Here is a 16,507-nt window from a genome sequence, read left to right as displayed (position 1 = left end):
TCGTCATTGCTTCGCTACGCTCGCAATGACGGATCAGGTCGATCCACCCGCTCCAAACCCCGTCACCCCGGCGAAAGCCGGGGTCCAGTCGGGGGACGCCGATGACAAGCGCCCGGCCTTCGCCGCGGTGGCGTTTCGATCGCGAAGGATCACACTGCCCCGTCCTCCCGGACCTGATCCGGGCTCCCGCTTCTTCTCCTGCTCGCCACGAAGAAGCGGAGCCCCGGGCGACGAAACGGGGACGATCGCCCACCCCGCCAACCGGATCGAAACCATGTCCGCTACGCCAGCCACCGCCGCCACGCTCGCCCCGCAGGTCGCGCGCGCCACCGCGACGTGGCGCGAGGCCGACGTGATCGCCGCGCTGACCGCCGCGCTCGGCCGCAGCCCCGACGATGCGGCGCTGTGGCAATTGCTCGCCGCCGCGCAGCGTTCGGCGCAGGACCACGCCGCCGCGCTCGCCGCCGCGCGCCGCGCCGCGACGCTCGCACCCGATGACGCGCTGATCGCGCACACGCTGGCGCGCATCACGCTCGAGGCGGGCGACCCCGCGGTCGCGCTCTTCGACCGCGCGCTGGCGCTTGCGCCGCTCGACGCCGGGGTAATGCTCGGCCGCGCCGCCGCGCTGGTCGCGGCAGGGCAGGGCGATGCCGCAGCCACTTTCCTCGCCGGCGTGCTGCGCCAGCATCCCGGCTGGTACGACGGCCATGCCACGCTCGCGCGGCTGCGCTGGCAGGCGGGCGACCGTCAGGACTATGCCGCCGGTTATGCCGCTGCGCTCGCGACGCGCCCCCGCGACGGTGTGCTGTGGCGCGACCATGCCGCGACCGTCGCGCGCGCCGGGCAGACCGACGCCGCACGCCGCATCGTGACGCAGGCGCGCGCCGCGGTCGGCGCGAGCCGCACGCTCGACCTCATCGAGGCCGGTAGCTGGTCCGAGGACGGCGAGATCGCCGCGGCCGATCGCCTGTACCGCGCGCACCTGCCGATCACGGATGCCGAGGCGCTGCCCGGCTACGTCCGTCATCTGCTGCGCGCGCGCCGCGCCGATGCCGCGCGCGCGGCGCTCGAAGGACGGCTGACGCGCGAGGCGCACGATCTATGGCCGCTCGCCGCGCTGGCATGGCGGCTGACCGGCGACCCGCGCAGCGACTGGCTGGAGCGGGGCGGGGCGTTCGTGCGTGTCTTCGATCTCTCGGCGCAGCTAGGCCCGGTCGACGAGCTTGCCGCGACGCTGCGCATGCTCCACCGCACGATCGCCGCACCGCTCGACCAGTCGCTGCGCGGCGGCACGCAGACCGACGGCCCGTTGTTCGCGCGGCAGGATGCGGCGATCGTGCGGCTGCGCGACGCGGTGCGCGCGGCGGTCGCCGATTATGTCGCCGACCTGCCGCCCGCCGATCCCGCGCATCCGCTGCGCGCGCCGCGCCGCGATGCGCTGCGTTTCGCCGGATCATGGTCGGTGCGGCTCACCGATCGCGGGCATCATGTCGACCACGTCCATCCGGCGGGCTGGATCAGCTCGGCCTGCTACGTCGCGCTCCCCGACGCGCAGCCGGACGACACGCCGCAGGCGGGCTGGCTCAGCCTCGGCGATGCCCCGACGTTGCTCGGCGACACGCTCGCGCCGTGGCAGACGATCGCGCCGCAGCCGGGGCGGCTGGTGCTGTTCCCGTCCTATATGTGGCACCGCACGCACGCGTTCGCGGCCGGCGAGCGGCTGACCGTCGCCTTCGACATCGCGCGCCCGCCGGTCTAGGATTGCCGATATGACAGACGTTTCCGAGCTGATCGCGGCGGCGACCGCCCGTGCCCGCGCCAATGATGCCGCCGGCGGCCTCACGCTGATCGAAACGGCGTTGCAGCACACCCCCGATGAGCCCGCCTTGCTCGAACTCGGCGGGCTGCTGGCGGCGCATGCCAGGAAGACCGATCGTGCGGCGGCGCTGTTCGGGCGACTGCTCGCGCTCGCGCCCGACAATCCTTCGGCGCGGATCAACCTCGCGACCGCCTTGATGAGCGCCGGGCGTGCCGCGGAGGCGCTGGCGGTCGCCGACGGCGATGCGCATCCCAAGCTGCGCCTGCTCGCCGCGCATGCGCGGGTCGCGACCGGGGCGGGGGAGGCGGCGGATTACGAGACGATCGTCGCCGCCGACCCGCGCGACTATCGCGCGTGGAACAACCTCGGCAGCGCGCGGCTGGCCGAGGGCAGGGTGGACGACGCGGTCGCGGCGTTCGACGAGGCGGTACGCTACGCGCCGAACGAGGTCGGCCTGTACCTCAATCTTGCGCAGGCGTTGCGCGACGCCGGGCGTTTCGACGTCCGCCAGCAGGTGATGCGCGACACCGCCGCGCTCTTCCCGAACGATCCCGAGGTGCAGCTCGAACTCGGCACCGCCGAGGCGGCGTGCGAGAACCCGCTGGCCGCCGAACAGGCGTTCCGCCGCGCGATCGCGCTCGCCGACGGCTACACCGGCGCGTTCGTCGAACTCGGGCTGCTGCTCGAAAGCGTCAACCGCATCGACGAGCTGGAGCAGGTGGTCGACGCGCTGGCGGCGCGCGCGCCCGACGCGATCGAGCTGGACTTCCTGCGCGCGTGGGTCGCGCGGCGGCGCGGCCATGTCGCCGAGGCGCTCGCGCTGGCCGAGCGCGTGCCCGAGACGATCCACCCGCTGCGCCGGCATCAATTGCTCGGCGATCTCTACGACCGGCAGGGGCAGTCCGAAAAAGCCTTCGCCGCCTTCACCGCGATGAACGCGGCGGCGGAATCGCTCTATCCTGCCGCACCGGGCGACACCTATCGTGATCGGCTGGGGGTAATTTCGGCGCGGTTGACGCCCGGACAGGTCGCTTCATGGCACCCGCTGGCCCCCGACCGGCATCGCGCCGCGCCGGTCTTCGTGGTCGGCTTCCCGCGGTCGGGCACCACCTTGCTCGACACGTTGCTGATGAACGTTGAGGGCGTGCATGTCCTTGAGGAACAACCGTTCCTTGCGCTCGCTACCCAGTCGCTGGGATTGACGGAGGACGGTCTGGCGACGCTTGACGACGCCGGCGCGGCTGCGCTGCGGAAAAGCTATTTCGATCAGGCGGATGCGGTCACCCCGCCGGGCACGCGGCTGCTCGTCGACAAGCACCCGCTCCACATGGTGCGCATCGCCACGATCCACCGGCTGTTTCCGACCGCGAAAATCGTGCTGGTCGAACGACATCCGTGCGATGCAGTGCTCAGCTGCTTCATGGCCAACTTCCGGCTCAACACCGCGATGCGCAGCTTCACCACGCTCGACGAGACCGCGCGCGTCTACGATGCCGCCTTCACGATTTTCTCACGCGGAACCAGTCTCTTCCCCGACATGCCGGTCCACCGCGTCCGCTATGAACGGATGATCGCGGATCTCGAGCAGGAGCTGCGCGCGCTCTTCGACGCCCTCGGGCTAGACTGGCAGCCGCATTACGCCGACCACCGCGTCAGCGCCCTTGCGCGTGGCGCTGTAAAAACAGCCAGTTATGCGCAGATCACCGAACCGCTCTACACCCGCGCGCTGGCGCGTTGGGAACGGTATCGCCAGCCGCTGGCGCCGGTGATGCCGATCCTGAAGCCCTGGATCGACGCGCTCGGCTACACCGACTAACCCTCAGTTGTTCTTGTAGCGATTGGCCTGAACGCGCTCGATATCCTGTTGATTGATGGCCTTTTCGGCCGCCCAATCGCGCGCGGACATGCAACGCTTGGTCTTGGAGAGGCGGCTGCCGGTGTTTTCCTCGGAGCGGCAGATGATCTTGTCGGGATCGGTCACGGCAGCGGGCTTGCGCTCGCGTGCCACCGCGCCGCTCGCCAGCATCATCGCGACGGCTCCCAATCCCAGACCCACGTAGCGCATCAGAATATCTCCCCGGACCGCTCCTGCGACCGATCCGCGAATGTCGTGCGGTTCGGCTGGTACGTCAATACCATGCCGCCGCCCGCCGCCTCACTGACGGCCGGTCGTGAACAGGTCGGCGTTCGTCCAGTCCGCCCCCGGGCGCACCGTCGCCGGTCGCCCGGTGCTGTCGATGCTCAGCGGATTGTTGTTGCGCAGCGTGCGGGCGTAGCGCGCGTTGATCGCATCGAGCCGCGTCTGGATCGACGCGCGGCTGTCGGCGGACAACGTGCCGCCGTCGCGCTGCTGCCGGAGCAACGCCACCTTGCGCAAGGCCAGCAGGTCCTGACGATAGGTGAAGGCGATCTGGTCGGGCAGCGCGCGAACGACCGCGCCGCTTCCCGAAAACACCGGCCCGGCCTGCGCGACCGCCGGGAGCAGCGCCACCGCGCCCGCAGCGATCGCGAGCCGTGTCATCGAAGAGAGGTTCATCGGCAAACTCCCGTTATTTGAAGGTGATAGCTATCCACCGGCGGGTTCTGTTCCGGTCGGCAGCCTGCGCCCGGCCACCTGCATAGTCAAGCAAGTCGCCCCGATGCGAAAACGCCCGCCGCCTTCCATGCGGGAAGGCGACGGACGTCTCCGGGCTTGCGGCCAGCCGGGGTCGCCCCCGGCCGGCGCGCGTCGCATCAGAAGCGGAAGCGGACGTTGCCTCCGATGCGATAGCTTTCGTAATTACCCGCGCTCGCGTCGACGCCGATCCGCACGCCCTGGCCGACATCGAACTGCACGCCCACCCCGGCATTGACGCGGTCGCGCGCCAGCCCCGGATTGGTCATCGTCACGTTGATCGGGTCGATCGCGCCATCGGCGGTGATCGGGGTCAGCCCGTCCTTGAATTCATGGACATAACCGACTTTGAGGTAGGTCAGCGCATTCGGGGTCACCGAATAACCGACCTGGGCGTTCAGTCGACCGATCCCGCCGTCGCGACGCTGGCGCTGGATCCGGAAGAGGTCCAGCCCGGCCTCACCGGTTTCGGCGAAGCCGTCGACGCGCTGGTTGATCCCCAGCACCTCGGCCGTGCCGCTCAGCACCGTGGCGCCGAACTGCTGGTAATAGCCGAAGCCGCCGCCATAGACGAAGCTGTTGGCATTGACCGAGCGGAAGCGCGCGCTACCGCCGATCACCCCGCGGGTGCCGCTGCTGGTGTAGTCGCCATAAGCGACCCGACCGATCAGGCGCAGCGCCTGGTCGCCCGTCAGCGGCGCGGACACGCCCAGCGCGATCTGGTTGCCGTTCAGCTTGGCATCCATGTTCGTGCTGCGGAAGCCACCCTCCGAATGGGCGTAGCTGAGGTTGGCGCGCAGCACCGACAGATCGTGGCTGACCCCGATCTGATAGGCGACGTCGCGGAAGCGGTTGTATGCCGCCCCTTCCTTGTTCAGCCCGCGCAGCTGCCCGCCGTGGATGCCGCCGGTGAAGGCGCTCTTGCCCGGGGTGAGCGCGTCATAATCGCTCACCTCGACCAGACCGTCGATCATCGACGCACGCATCCCGTCGCTGATGCCGGCATAGGCATCCGGCGACCAGCGTGCGAAGCTCGCCTGCGTCGCGTCGCGCCCGTTCGCCACATTGGCGGCCAGCGACTGGAGCAGGTTGCCGCCGTAATATTGCGGCACGCCCCCGGTGGTCTTGACCAGCATCGCCGCCAGCGCGTTCTTCTGGCCGGTGGTGATCGCGGTCGCATCAGACAGCGTCTGCGGCGTGTACGAACCCATGCCGATCACCGTGCCGTTCGACAGGTTGAAGGCGAGGTTCTGGCCGAAGTTCGCCTTCGTCACCGATCCGAACGACCCGGTAATGCTGCCCGGGCGGAACTGGAAGATCTGGATCGCGGTGCCCAGCGGCAGCTCGTAGCTGTTCGCCGGAACGCTCTTGTCCAGTGCCAGTACCGAGCTGCCCGACAGCGTCAGCTTGCCCGTCACGACGATCCGGTCGTACCCGTTCGCCACGCCCGCGCCGGCATTGCCGTCGATCTGCATCGCGGCCACCGAGTTATCCCCGAACGCCAGGTCGGCGAAGGTCAGGATACCCGGCGAGTTGCCCGGCGCGATCACGCCGAGGCTGTTGCCGCCGACGGTGGTCGTGCCGCTGATCGAGCCGTTGCCCGTGACCTGCCCGCCGCCATTGACGATGGTGGTGGTGCTGGTCAGCTGGCCCGCCGTGGCCCCCGCGGTGTTGAGCGCCAGCCCGTTGCCCAGGTGCAGCGTGCTCTTGTCGGTCACCGTGGTGGTGGTCGCCGTGGCGGCACCGGCCAGGTTGATCCGGCTGTTGGCGGCGCTCAGCGTCTGCGTCGCCAGCGTGGTGGTCGCGCCGACGTTCAGCGTGCTGCCCGGCTGCACCGCGAAGGTGCCGCTGGCCACGGTGCCCGCGGTGTTGAGGTCGAGCGCGCCCGAGGTCAGCGCGATCCGTCCGGTGCCATTCACCTTGCCGGTGAAATTGCCGCCGGTCGACAACGTCAGGGTGTTGGCCCCGATGTTGAGCGCGCCCGCGCCGCTCAGGTCGCGGATCGTCTGGTCGGCCTGCAGCGTCAGCGCGGCGGGTGCCGCGATCGACACCAGCAGCGCCTTGTCGAGCAGGCCGGCATTGGCGACGACCAGCTGCCCCTGCTCGATCGCCAGCGACGTTGGTGCGAAGCTGTCGACCGCACCGGCCAGCGTCAGCGTCGCCGCGCCCAGCTTCGTCACCGTGCCGGTGCCCGCGATCACGCCCTTGTAGGTGCCGTCGACCGTCTGGTTGATGGTCAGGCGGTTGGCGTTGATCGTGATCGTGCCACCCGCGCCGGACAGCGACCCGGTCGCCATCGCCGCATTGGCGGTCAGCGAGCCGGCGTCCTGCTGATAGGCACCGGTGATGGTCAGCGCGTCATTGGCGACGATCGTACCGCTGTTGGTCAGGCTGCCCAGCGTCGGGGTCGAACCCGCCGCCAGCGTCAGCGACGCACCCGCAGCGTTGGTGATCGCGCCGTTCACCGCGAACGCCTTGCTGGCGGTCAGGGTGCCGGTGTTGCGCACGCTGCCCGCGACGAGGCGCGCGTCGAACTGCGCGGTCCCGTTGTTGGCAAGCGTGGTGACACCGTAATCGGCGCTGGTGGTCAGCGTGCCGGCGTTGGTGACGCTGCGTACCACATCGGTGGTGCCCACGGCGTAGGTCGCACCCTGCGCGACCGTTACGTCAAGCGTGTCGGCGAAGGTGCCGCCGCCCGTCGTGTCGATCGTGCCGGCGTCGATCGCGAACGTGCCCGTGAAGGTGTTCGCGCCCGTCAGCACCAACGAACCGGCGCCCGCCTTGCTCAGCTGGCCCGCACCGGCGACGATGCCGGCGTAGGTGCTGTTGCCCGACTGGTCGATCGTCAGCTTGCCCGCATCGGCTACCGTGACCACGCCGGTGGCGTTGCCCGCGAAGGTCGAGGTGTGGAGCGTACGCGCGCCGGTCACCGCGATCTGGCCGTTGTTGACCGTCCCGCCGCTGGTGGTCAGGTCGGCGTTCAGCGCCACCAGACCGTCGTTGGCGAGCGTGGCGATCGACTGATCGGCCTGCACCGACAGCGTGCCCGGTGCGGACACCGCCACGGCCAGCGCGTTGCCGAAGATGCCCGCGTTGGCGGCGGTCACCTGGCCCTGCGCCACGGTCAGCGACGTCGGCGCGATGCTGTTCGTCGCCCCCGCCAGCGTCAGCGTCGCCGCACCGGTCTTGGTCAGCGTGCCGGTGCCGGTCAGCGTGCCGGCGTAGCTGCCGTCGACGCTCTGGGCGACCAGCATCTGCGTCGCGCCGTTCAGCACGATGTCGCCGCCCGCACCCGACAGCGAACCCGTCGAGATGTTGGCATTGGCGGTCAGCGTGCCGGCGTTCTGGGTATAGCCGCCCGCCACGGTCACGATGTCGTTGCCGACGATCGTGCCCGCATTGGTCAGGCTGCCCAGCACCGGCGCCGAGGTGGCGTCGAAGGTGATCGTGCCGCTGGCGGCGTTATCGACCGCGCCCGTCACGAGCAGCGCGTGCGCCGCATTGACGGTGCCGGCGTTGGTCAGGCTGCCGAGCTGGGTGGTGCCGCCGTTCGTCATCGACAGCACGCCGCCCTGTGCGTTGGCGACATCGGTGTCGACCACCAGCGCCCCCGCCGCAGTGACGGTGCCGGTGTTGACCAGCTTGCCCATCACGCGGGTGCCCGACGTGCTGGCGAGGTCGAGCTGTCCGCTGTTGCTCACGTCGCCGCTGGTGACGAGGACCGCATTGACCTGCGCCGTGCCGCTGTTGGTCAGCGACGCCGCGCCGTAATTGGCATTGGTGGTCAGCTGCCCGGCGTTGGTGACGTTGCGCACGATGTCGTTGGTGCCGACCACATAGGTCGCGCCGTTCGCCACCGCGATGTCGAGCGCGTCAGACAGCGTACCGCCGCCCGTCGTGTCGATCGTGCCCGCGTCGATCGCGAACCCGCCGGTGAAGTCGCTGGCGCCGGTCAGCGTCAGCGTGCCCGCACCCGTCTTGGTCAACGCGCCCGCGCCGGTGACGATACCGGCATAGGTGCTGTTGCCCGACTGGTCGATCGTCAGCTTGCCCGCATCGGCCAGCGCGACGACGCCGTTGGTGCCGCCCGCGAAGGTCGAGGTGTGGAGCGTCCGCTCGCCCGTCACCGCGATGCCACCGTCGTTGACGGTGCCGTCGATGGTGGTCAGGTCGGCGTTCAGGCGCGTCACGCCCAGGTTGGCGAGCGTAGCGATCGTCTGGTCGGCCTCGACCGACAGCGTGCCCGGTGCGGACACCGCCACGGCCAGCGCATGGCCGAGGATGTCGGCGTTCGCGGTGGTCACGCGGCCTTCGGCGACGGTCAGCGCGGTCGGCGTGATGCTGCCCACGGCGCCCGCCAGCGTCAGTGTGGCGGCGCCCGTCTTGGTCAGCGTGCCGGTGCCCGACAGCGTGCCGGCATAGCTGCCGTCGACGCTCTGGTTGACCAGCATCTGCGTCGCGCCGTTCAGCACGATGTCGCCACCCGCACCCGACAGCGAACCCGTCGAAATGTTGGCATTGGCGGTCAGTGTGCCGGCATCCTGCGTATAGCCGTTCGCGATCGTCAGCACGTCGTTGGTGACGACGGTGCCGGCGTTGGTCAGGCTGCCCAGCCACGGGGCCGCGCCCGCGCCGAGGTCGAGCGTCGCGTTCACCGCATTGGTGACCGCGCCGGTGACGACCAGCTGGTGCCGCGCGGCGACATAGCCGGCGTTGGCGAGGCTGGCGAATTGTGTCGCGCCGCCGCTATACAGGATCATCCCCGCACCGGCGTCGTTGCTCACCGCGCCGTCGACCAGCAACTGCCCGCTGCTGCGGAAATCGCCGCTGCCGGTGTTGGCCAGCGTGCCGCGCAGATGCGCGATCGCGGGCGCATCCATCCACAGCTGACCGCTGTTGCTCACCGCGCCGTCGGCGATGAAGCCGTTGGCGACGCGCATCAACCCGCTGTTGATCAGGTCGGTCACCCCGAAATTCTGGGAGGCGATCGTCGCACCGGCGTTGGTGAGATTGTGGATCGTGTCGGCGGTGCCGACCAGGTAATAAGCGCCATTCGCCACCGCCACGTCGAGCGTGTCGGCGAGCGTGCCGCCGCCATAGGTGTCGACCACGCCGTTGTTGATCGCGAACCCGCCGGTGAAGCTGTTCGCTCCGGTCAGCGTCAGGCGACCCAGTCCGGCCTTGGTCAGCGCGCCCGCGCCGCCGAAGGCACCGGCATAAAGGCTGTTGCCCGACTGGTCGATCGTCAGCGCGCCCGCGGTACCGTCCGCACCGCCCAGCAGTACGCCGCCGTTGGCATTGCCGCCGAAGCCGGTGGTGGACAGCGTGCGCGTGCCGCTCACCGTCACCAGCCCGTTGTTGGTCACGGTGCCCGACGCGGCGATCGCGCCGGTCATCGCCCAGGTGCCGTTGTTGGTGATCACGCCGGCCGCGAGATCGGCGTTCTGGAGCAGCAGCCCGGACTGGTCGTTCAGGATGTTGCCCGCGGTGCTGACATCGTTGAACACCAGCCGGCCGGTGTTGGTGATGTTGCCGGTGTTGGCGGTCGTGGCGAAGCGGATCGTGCCCGCGTTGATGATCGAGCCGGTGCTGGTCGCGCTGTCGGCGATCAGCAGGCCGTGATCGGCGACGTTGACGGTCGTCAGCTTCTCGGCATTGGCCAGCCGCAGCGTACCACCGGTGACGGTGACATAGCCCCCCGCCGACGCATCCATCAGGCGACCCGACAGCGTGTCCAGCTTGGTCGAGACCAGGCCGTTGTTGACGGTGATGCCGCGCAGCGTGTTCTGCCCGGTCAGGTACAGGCTGCCGCTGTAATTGGTGTCATTGACGGTCAGGAAGCCGTTGGTGACATTGCCGGTCAGCAGCGCGAAGTCGCCGGTGCCGACCAGATTGTCATAGACCGCGACCTTGCCGTCCAGCCCGCGCATGTCGATGTTGTTCATCAACCGCACCGCGCCGGTCGCCTCCACGGCGTCCGACCCGAACACCAACGTGTCGGCCGTACGGACGAACCCGCCCGAGTTCCACGCCAGGTCCTGGCCCTGGCCGCCGTTCAGCGATCCGAAGTTGAGCGTCAGGCCGTTGGCGAGCGCGGCGAAGCCGCCGCTGCCGCCGGCAGTGCCGGTCGAGTCGGTCCACGACACCTGGTTCGGCATCACGCCGACGCGGCGTGTCACCGTGCCCGAGGTCAGCAGCGTGCCGGCGTTGGCGGTCGCCAGCGACGTGGTGCCGCCGATCGTGCCCGCGCCCTCGAACAGGATGTGGCTGTTGGCATGGATGCCGACGCCGTCGTCGGCGCGCAGCGTGCCGCCCTGCAGGCGCGTGTTGCCGGTATAGGTGTTGACGTTGTTGAAGCGGACCAGCCCGCCGCCCGCGATCGTGATGTCCGCGCCGTAGCCCGAGGCGATCCCGGTGCTGCCGATGCTCGCCGCGCTGTCGTCGGCGATCGTGCCGTTGAAGGTGATCGTCTTGCCCGCGCCCGGCGACAGGATGACGGTCGACCCGCGCATCATGAACAGGTCGCTGCCCGCCGCGCTGCCGGCCGCGCCGCCGTTGTTGCTCGATCCGCCCAGCGCCGCGTTGCCGTCGAACAGCGCATCGCCGTTGATCTGCAGGGTGCCGCCGTCGCGGACGAAGATCGCGCCGCCGTAGCCGGAGCCACCGCCGCCGCCCTGGCCGTTCGACGAGCCGACACCGCCGCCGAAGCCGGCCGCGCCACCCGCGCCCGCCGCGCCGTCGAGGCTCTGGCCGCCCTGGCCGCCGGCACCGCCGGCACCACCCGAACCGCCGCCCGCGCCGAAGCCGCCGGCACCGCCCGTGCCGCCCTGACCGCCTGCGCCACCGTCGGTGATCGACAGCGCGCCCGCGCCGCCCGAGCCGCCTCCGCCGCCGGCACCGCCGCCGAAGAAGGTCGCGCCGGCACCGCCGTTACCGCCCGCGCCACCGGCGCCGCCGAACGCGACCTTGCCGTTGGCCATGTCGATGTTCCACGTCACCAGATCGGCGATCGCCTTGGCGAGCAGCACCCCGGTATAGGCCGTGTCCGCCGCCAGCGAGGCCGACAGTGCGGCCGCCGGCGGGAAGTTGGCCAGCGCCGCGCCGACCTTGACCGCGTTGAGCGTGAACTGGACGCCCGTTTCGATCACGGCCTGCGTCATCGCGGCGTTGATCGGCGCGCCGCTGCTGCCGCTGCCGCCGCTTCCGCCGTTGCCGCCGGCCGCGCCGTTGCCCGCACCGGCGTTATAGCCGTTGGTGCCTGCCGATCCCTCACCATCGTTGAGGATCGCGTTGAAGTTGCTGGCCGTGCGCCCGCCCGAACCGTTGTTGCCGACCGTACCGGTCGACACCAGCGAGTTCATCGACCCGCCCTTGACCAGATTGGCGACCGCCGGATTGATGCTGAACGTGACAGTGTTGGTGGCGACATCGATGCCGGTGACGACCGCATTGTTCGGGATCGCCGGATCGCCGGACAGCACCTGGCCGATCTTCATCCCGCTGATCGACACCAGCGTGACCCTGTTGCCGCTGACGCTGGCAACCGGGCTCAGCGTCAGCAGCATCTTGCCCTTGTTGATCGCGTTCAGCCCCGCGCTGGCGATCGTGCCGCTCAGCGTGACCGTGCCGTTGACGGTGTCGATGCCGGTGATCGTCGTGCCATCGGCGATGCCCTGGCCGCTGACCTTCTGGCCGACGCGCATCCCGTTGGTCGAATTGACCTTCAGCTGCGAGGTGCCGTTGGCGTTCGACAGCACCGGGTTGGACGCTGCCTTCAGCGAGGTGACGCTGTTGAGGTCAACCTGGTTCGACAGCGTGATCGCGCCGGTATCCGGATCGATCGCGGTAACTTTGGTGTTCGCGGGAACGCCGTTGCCGGTGACGACCATCCCGACCTCGAAGCCGGCCAGCGTGCCGCCGGTCGGCGCCTCGATGACGTTCGTCAGCTGCGGAGTGATCGAGGCCTTGAAGCGGGTGATGTCGAACTGTGTCGCCGACGACACCGCGACGTTCTGCACGCTGGTCGAGCCGTTCGACAGCGTGAAGCTCTTGACCTTCTGGTTGCTGTCGTAGGTGACGTCCTTGACGGTCACGCCGGCGTCGATGCCGTCGCCATAGACGACCGCGCCCGGCAGCAGCTTGGACGCGTCGATCGTCCCGCTGACGTAATAGCCCGCCGGATTGGTGCCGCTGGCGTCCTGGTATCTTGCGGTGACGACGTTGCTCGAATCCAGCGTGTACGGTTGCGTCAGCGTGACCTGCTGCTTGCCGTCAGCGTCGATCGCGACCGACTGGACCGTTGCGCCGACCGTGCCGCCGCCCAGCGCGACGCCGGCACCGACGCCGATCAGCGAATTCTCGTTATCCAGCGTGAAGCCGGTGATCTGCAGCCCGTGCGCGGTGCTGTAGGACGCGGTGACCTTGGGGAAGTACAGCGAGACCGCATCCGCATTGGCGCTGTTGGTGGCCAGCGAGAAGACCTTGGGCGCGACCGAGAAGATCGGTGCCCCGCCGCCTTCGCCGCCCTTGGTGGTGTTGCTGGAGAAGCTGACGTTGTTGAGCGTCAGGCTGCCGCCCTGGTCGATGAAGAACACGCCGCCGAAGCCGCCGCCCCCGCCCGAACCGGCGCCGCCTTCGGTGTTGAAATCGGTGTAGACCGTCTGGTGCCCGTCGTCGCCGCGTGACTCGCTGCTCGAGATGATCGCGCCCTTGGCGCCGTTACCGTCGACGACCGTCGCGGTGTTGGTGTTCTGCGCCTGAGCATGGACCGCGGTCAGCGCGCCCATCGCGAGCGCGGTCGATGCCAGCAATTTCACCCGGTTCTTCACGTAGGATAACCCCCAAAAGCGTCGTGAGCTCGGGCAGCCGCATGCATCCCGCCTCTCACAGGATCGGCCTAATGGGGGAAAAGGGTTAATTTGCGGTAAGTGCGACGCGACGCGCGAAGTCAATACTTACAATTGGCCTCGGAAAAATATCTATTCGATTTGATATCTATCGGGCGTCAAAGAGTTATTCGAAAATCCAATCCCATTTGCGCGGTAGGCGTCGCTATGTCGTTATTAACGCGCGCGGACAACAATTTGAGGAAAGGCAACGTATTGGGTCGACATTCAACGGGTCTCCCAAAACGCATGTAGATTAGTGAATATCCGTTACAATTTATTGCATGTAGCCCATGGCCGGGATGAGCTGCGACTGACGTGCTCTCTCCTTTTCAGGCCACCGATCAATTAGCTTCGGTGTCTTTAAGCCCCTTGCGGGAGCGGTTGGTGAACTCGGCGGTACCATGCCGCCGAGGCTGCGATGCGGACACACGGTGTTGTAGTCCGTCCACTATGCCTCGATGATCCGTCTTGCCGCAGCCAGCGAGCGGAACAGGTGCTCGTTCAGGCACTCGTCGCGCAAGCGGCCCCTGAACGATTCCACAAAGCCAATCTGCTGCGGGTTGCCGGGCGCGATGTAATGCCACTCGACGCCGGTGTTCTGGCGCCAAGCGAGCACGGCATGACTGGTCAACTCGGTGCCGTTGTCGCTGGCCACCATGTATAGCGGCGCATCTCGCGTGCATGCCAGCAGCTGCCTACCTCAGCGAACAGGCCGAGCGCTGATTTTGGCAGGCTGCCTAACTACGGGCGAATTCAAGAGGAGGCGGCCGTGCCCGGAAGGGCTTGAGTGAGCCGCCACCTTTAAGCATTTCTGATCGTCATTCGTGCGGTAATGCCCCTGCGATCGGCGTACCGTCCGGTCTGTAGTCTCTTGGCTTGCCGGGGCCACCGAATTCAGGGCCTGCAGCACCATGTCCGCCTCTTGGGCCATGGCGCAGGCGCATTACGGCATCGAACACTTTTCTTTGATGGTCATCGAGTTGATCGTAGAAAACATGCCCGGCATCGATCCGTCGCCGCGCCTCGGCGCTATGTCGCGCGTCTTGATCCGCCATCCAGTCCAGTTCCGCCTCAAAGCTCTCGGCCGGGACGGCGCGCATAGAAGAGCGTGAGGGGGCCGCTGGAGGCGCGGGAGGGCGCGAGGCCTGCAGAAAGGCACTCAATGCTGGTCGCTGTGTTTCTCGCAAACCGAGCACCAGCGAGAGATCATCAACTTCGCGGACTCGCTCAGTCGTCAGGTCAGGCCGGTCGAGTGCCCGCGGCGGTGCACCGGCCGGTTGCTGTGCAAATACAGGCAGCGTCAGTCCCATCGCCGCGACAGACACGATCATCCCTTTTCTCATCGGTGTATTCCCTTCGACGTTTCCACTCTGATCGATCGGGACATCGTGGTTACGAATCTCGCGAATGTTTCTGCCATCGAAATGAGGCTCACTGTGACATTGAGGCCACAGCGCGACGTTGTATGCAGCCTTGCCGCAGAAATATGTGCCATTAGTATCAGGATTGAACCGTGTTGAAATAACTGCCCAAACCACGGCACTTCTGCTGCGCTATATCAGGTGCCGTGGCTCGCTAAATGTAGCTCTCGGAAGCATAGAGGCCTGTATCATCCTGGCAAATAGCAGCTGTAACGTCGGATTTTTCGATGCGAGCCTCCTTAAAGCCGGCAGCTGTGGAAGTCGCAGCATGCACGAGTTGATATCTCGCCTTGTACCATTTCATTGGCGGACTATCTCAGAATTGCGTACCGACGTTGAAGGTGATGAGCTTGGTGTCGTCGCCTGGCTGCTTAAGGATGGCTTTGGCAAGATCGATGCGAAGCGGCCCGAACGGCGAGGCCCAATTGACGCCGACGCCGATCGACAGCCGCGGGGACGCGCTGTTGCCCTGATAAGTCTCACGGTACGCACCTAGCGAGTAAGTATAGGGCGTTCCGGTGTTCGTCGTCGTCGCAAGACCGCTAGAGTCAAGATACAGCAGGTTGCCGTTGCCGTCGCTGTATTGGCGGGTCGGCACGGTGCAGGCGGTCCCACCGGCAATCGCTGCCGCACAGGTGTCGGTCAGCGTCGGGATACGTCCGCCGAACACCGCACCCGCATCAAGGTAGATCGACGGCCGCAGCCCTATCTCACGCGCCCCGGACCCCAGCGGCAGCTCCAGTTCGAGCCGGGCGTGATAGTAACTGGTGCCGCCCAGCGCATCCTGTGTCGTGGTTGTCGTGCTGCCAGACAGCGTGGCAGGGATCGTCGAAGTATCGTAGGTCTGGCGCGTCACCCGTGGGCCGATGCCGCGAATGTCGAACCCGCGGAGTTGCGGGTCGCCGAGGAAGAAGCGATCGGTGAGCAGGACGTCCTGTCCGAGCCCTTCGATGTGCCCGCCATCGGCCTGAACGCTCGCGACGAAGCCTTTGCCCAGTCCGAAATATTTTGCCGCCTCGACGCGGGTGCGGATATATCTCATGTCGCCGCCCAACCCTGCAAAATCCTGACTGAAGGTGAAGCGGTCTCCGGCCGTCGGGCGCAGCCGGCTGTTCAGACTGTCGTGGATCAGCGAATAGCCGATCGAAGAGGTCCAGCGATTGCCGACCGCGTCGCACAGATATTGCCCCGCCAGCACAGGATCGCAGCGACCGTCGGTGTAGTAGGTGTCCTTGTCGAGCGAGACCTGATCGTAGCTGAGCGTGTACCGACCGGACAGCTGCCAAAATTCGTCGAGCGGCACGCCGGTGCGCAGCTGGAGGCCGGTCGAAACCTGTTGATAGGTGGTGCTGTCGGTGTCGCCAATCGTGTTGTACGATCGATAATCGCGCCGGAAGAGGTCGCCGCCGAAGGCGACGTTGTGATCGAATAGATATGGCTCGGTGAAGCCAAGGTTCAGCGATTTGGAATAGCTGGACAGCGATCCGCTCAGGCGCAACTCCTGCCCTTGCCCGCGGAAATTGCGCTGCGTCAGGCTCGCCTGCAACAACAGGTTCTCAAGGCTGGAATAACCGGCGGACAATTGCAGCTCGCCGCTGGACCGCTCCTCGACGTTGGCGTCCAGCACCACGCGATCCGGCGCCGAGCCCGGCGTCTGCTTGATTTCGAATTTGTCCTGGAAGAACCCGAGCGAGTTGATGCGATCCTGCGAGCGCTTCACCTGGAAGCTGTTGAACGCGTCGCCCTCACCCAGACGCACTTCGCG

Annotated in this window: 7 protein-coding genes and 1 pseudogene; 2 read left to right on the top strand and 6 right to left on the bottom strand. The window is 67.6% G+C overall.

Annotated elements, in window-relative coordinates:
• Window positions 1-274 precede the first annotated feature (274 nt).
• Window positions 275-1,759 carry a putative 2OG-Fe(II) oxygenase gene (locus ACI2JO_RS13245; RefSeq protein ID WP_404721165.1) on the top strand — a complete coding sequence of 495 codons (1,485 nt, stop codon included), beginning with the start codon at window positions 275-277 and terminating at the stop codon, window positions 1,757-1,759.
• A gap of 10 nt (window positions 1,760-1,769) precedes the next feature.
• The gene (locus ACI2JO_RS13240) at window positions 1,770-3,635 is read left to right on the top strand and encodes a tetratricopeptide repeat-containing sulfotransferase family protein (RefSeq protein WP_404721164.1); all 1,866 of its coding nucleotides are present in this window, start codon (window positions 1,770-1,772) and stop codon (window positions 3,633-3,635) included.
• A 3-nt stretch (window positions 3,636-3,638) separates the two neighbouring features.
• On the opposite strand, the gene ACI2JO_RS13235 is transcribed toward ACI2JO_RS13240, so the two are convergent.
• The 6 genes and pseudogenes from ACI2JO_RS13235 to bamA all read right to left on the bottom strand — a co-directional run.
• Window positions 3,639-3,848: a hypothetical protein gene (locus tag ACI2JO_RS13235; RefSeq protein ID WP_404721163.1), complete on the bottom strand. Its 210-nt coding sequence runs from the start codon at window positions 3,846-3,848 to the stop codon at window positions 3,639-3,641.
• Window positions 3,849-3,974: 126 nt separating this feature from the next.
• Window positions 3,975-4,355 (bottom strand): hypothetical protein, encoded by a 381-nt coding sequence (locus tag ACI2JO_RS13230; protein WP_404721162.1) that lies wholly within the window; start codon window positions 4,353-4,355, stop codon window positions 3,975-3,977.
• A 197-nt stretch (window positions 4,356-4,552) separates the two neighbouring features.
• Window positions 4,553-13,261: an autotransporter-associated beta strand repeat-containing protein gene (locus ACI2JO_RS13225; protein WP_404721161.1), complete on the bottom strand. Its 8,709-nt coding sequence runs from the start codon at window positions 13,259-13,261 to the stop codon at window positions 4,553-4,555.
• A gap of 334 nt (window positions 13,262-13,595) precedes the next feature.
• Window positions 13,596-13,979 (bottom strand): annotated as a pseudogene (locus ACI2JO_RS13220) (integrase core domain-containing protein); the annotation flags it as partial.
• Window positions 13,980-14,139: 160 nt separating this feature from the next.
• Window positions 14,140-14,859: a Spy/CpxP family protein refolding chaperone gene (locus ACI2JO_RS13215; protein WP_404721160.1), complete on the bottom strand. Its 720-nt coding sequence runs from the start codon at window positions 14,857-14,859 to the stop codon at window positions 14,140-14,142.
• A 199-nt stretch (window positions 14,860-15,058) separates the two neighbouring features.
• Window positions 15,059-16,507: outer membrane protein assembly factor BamA (gene bamA, locus ACI2JO_RS13210; protein WP_404721159.1), on the bottom strand; the 1,449-nt coding region annotated here is incomplete at its 5' end.

The organism is Sphingomonas sp. NPDC079357 (assembly GCF_044901155.1).
Taxonomy (GTDB): Bacteria; Pseudomonadota; Alphaproteobacteria; order Sphingomonadales; family Sphingomonadaceae; genus Sphingomonas.
This window is presented reverse-complemented; position numbering and strand designations above follow the sequence as displayed.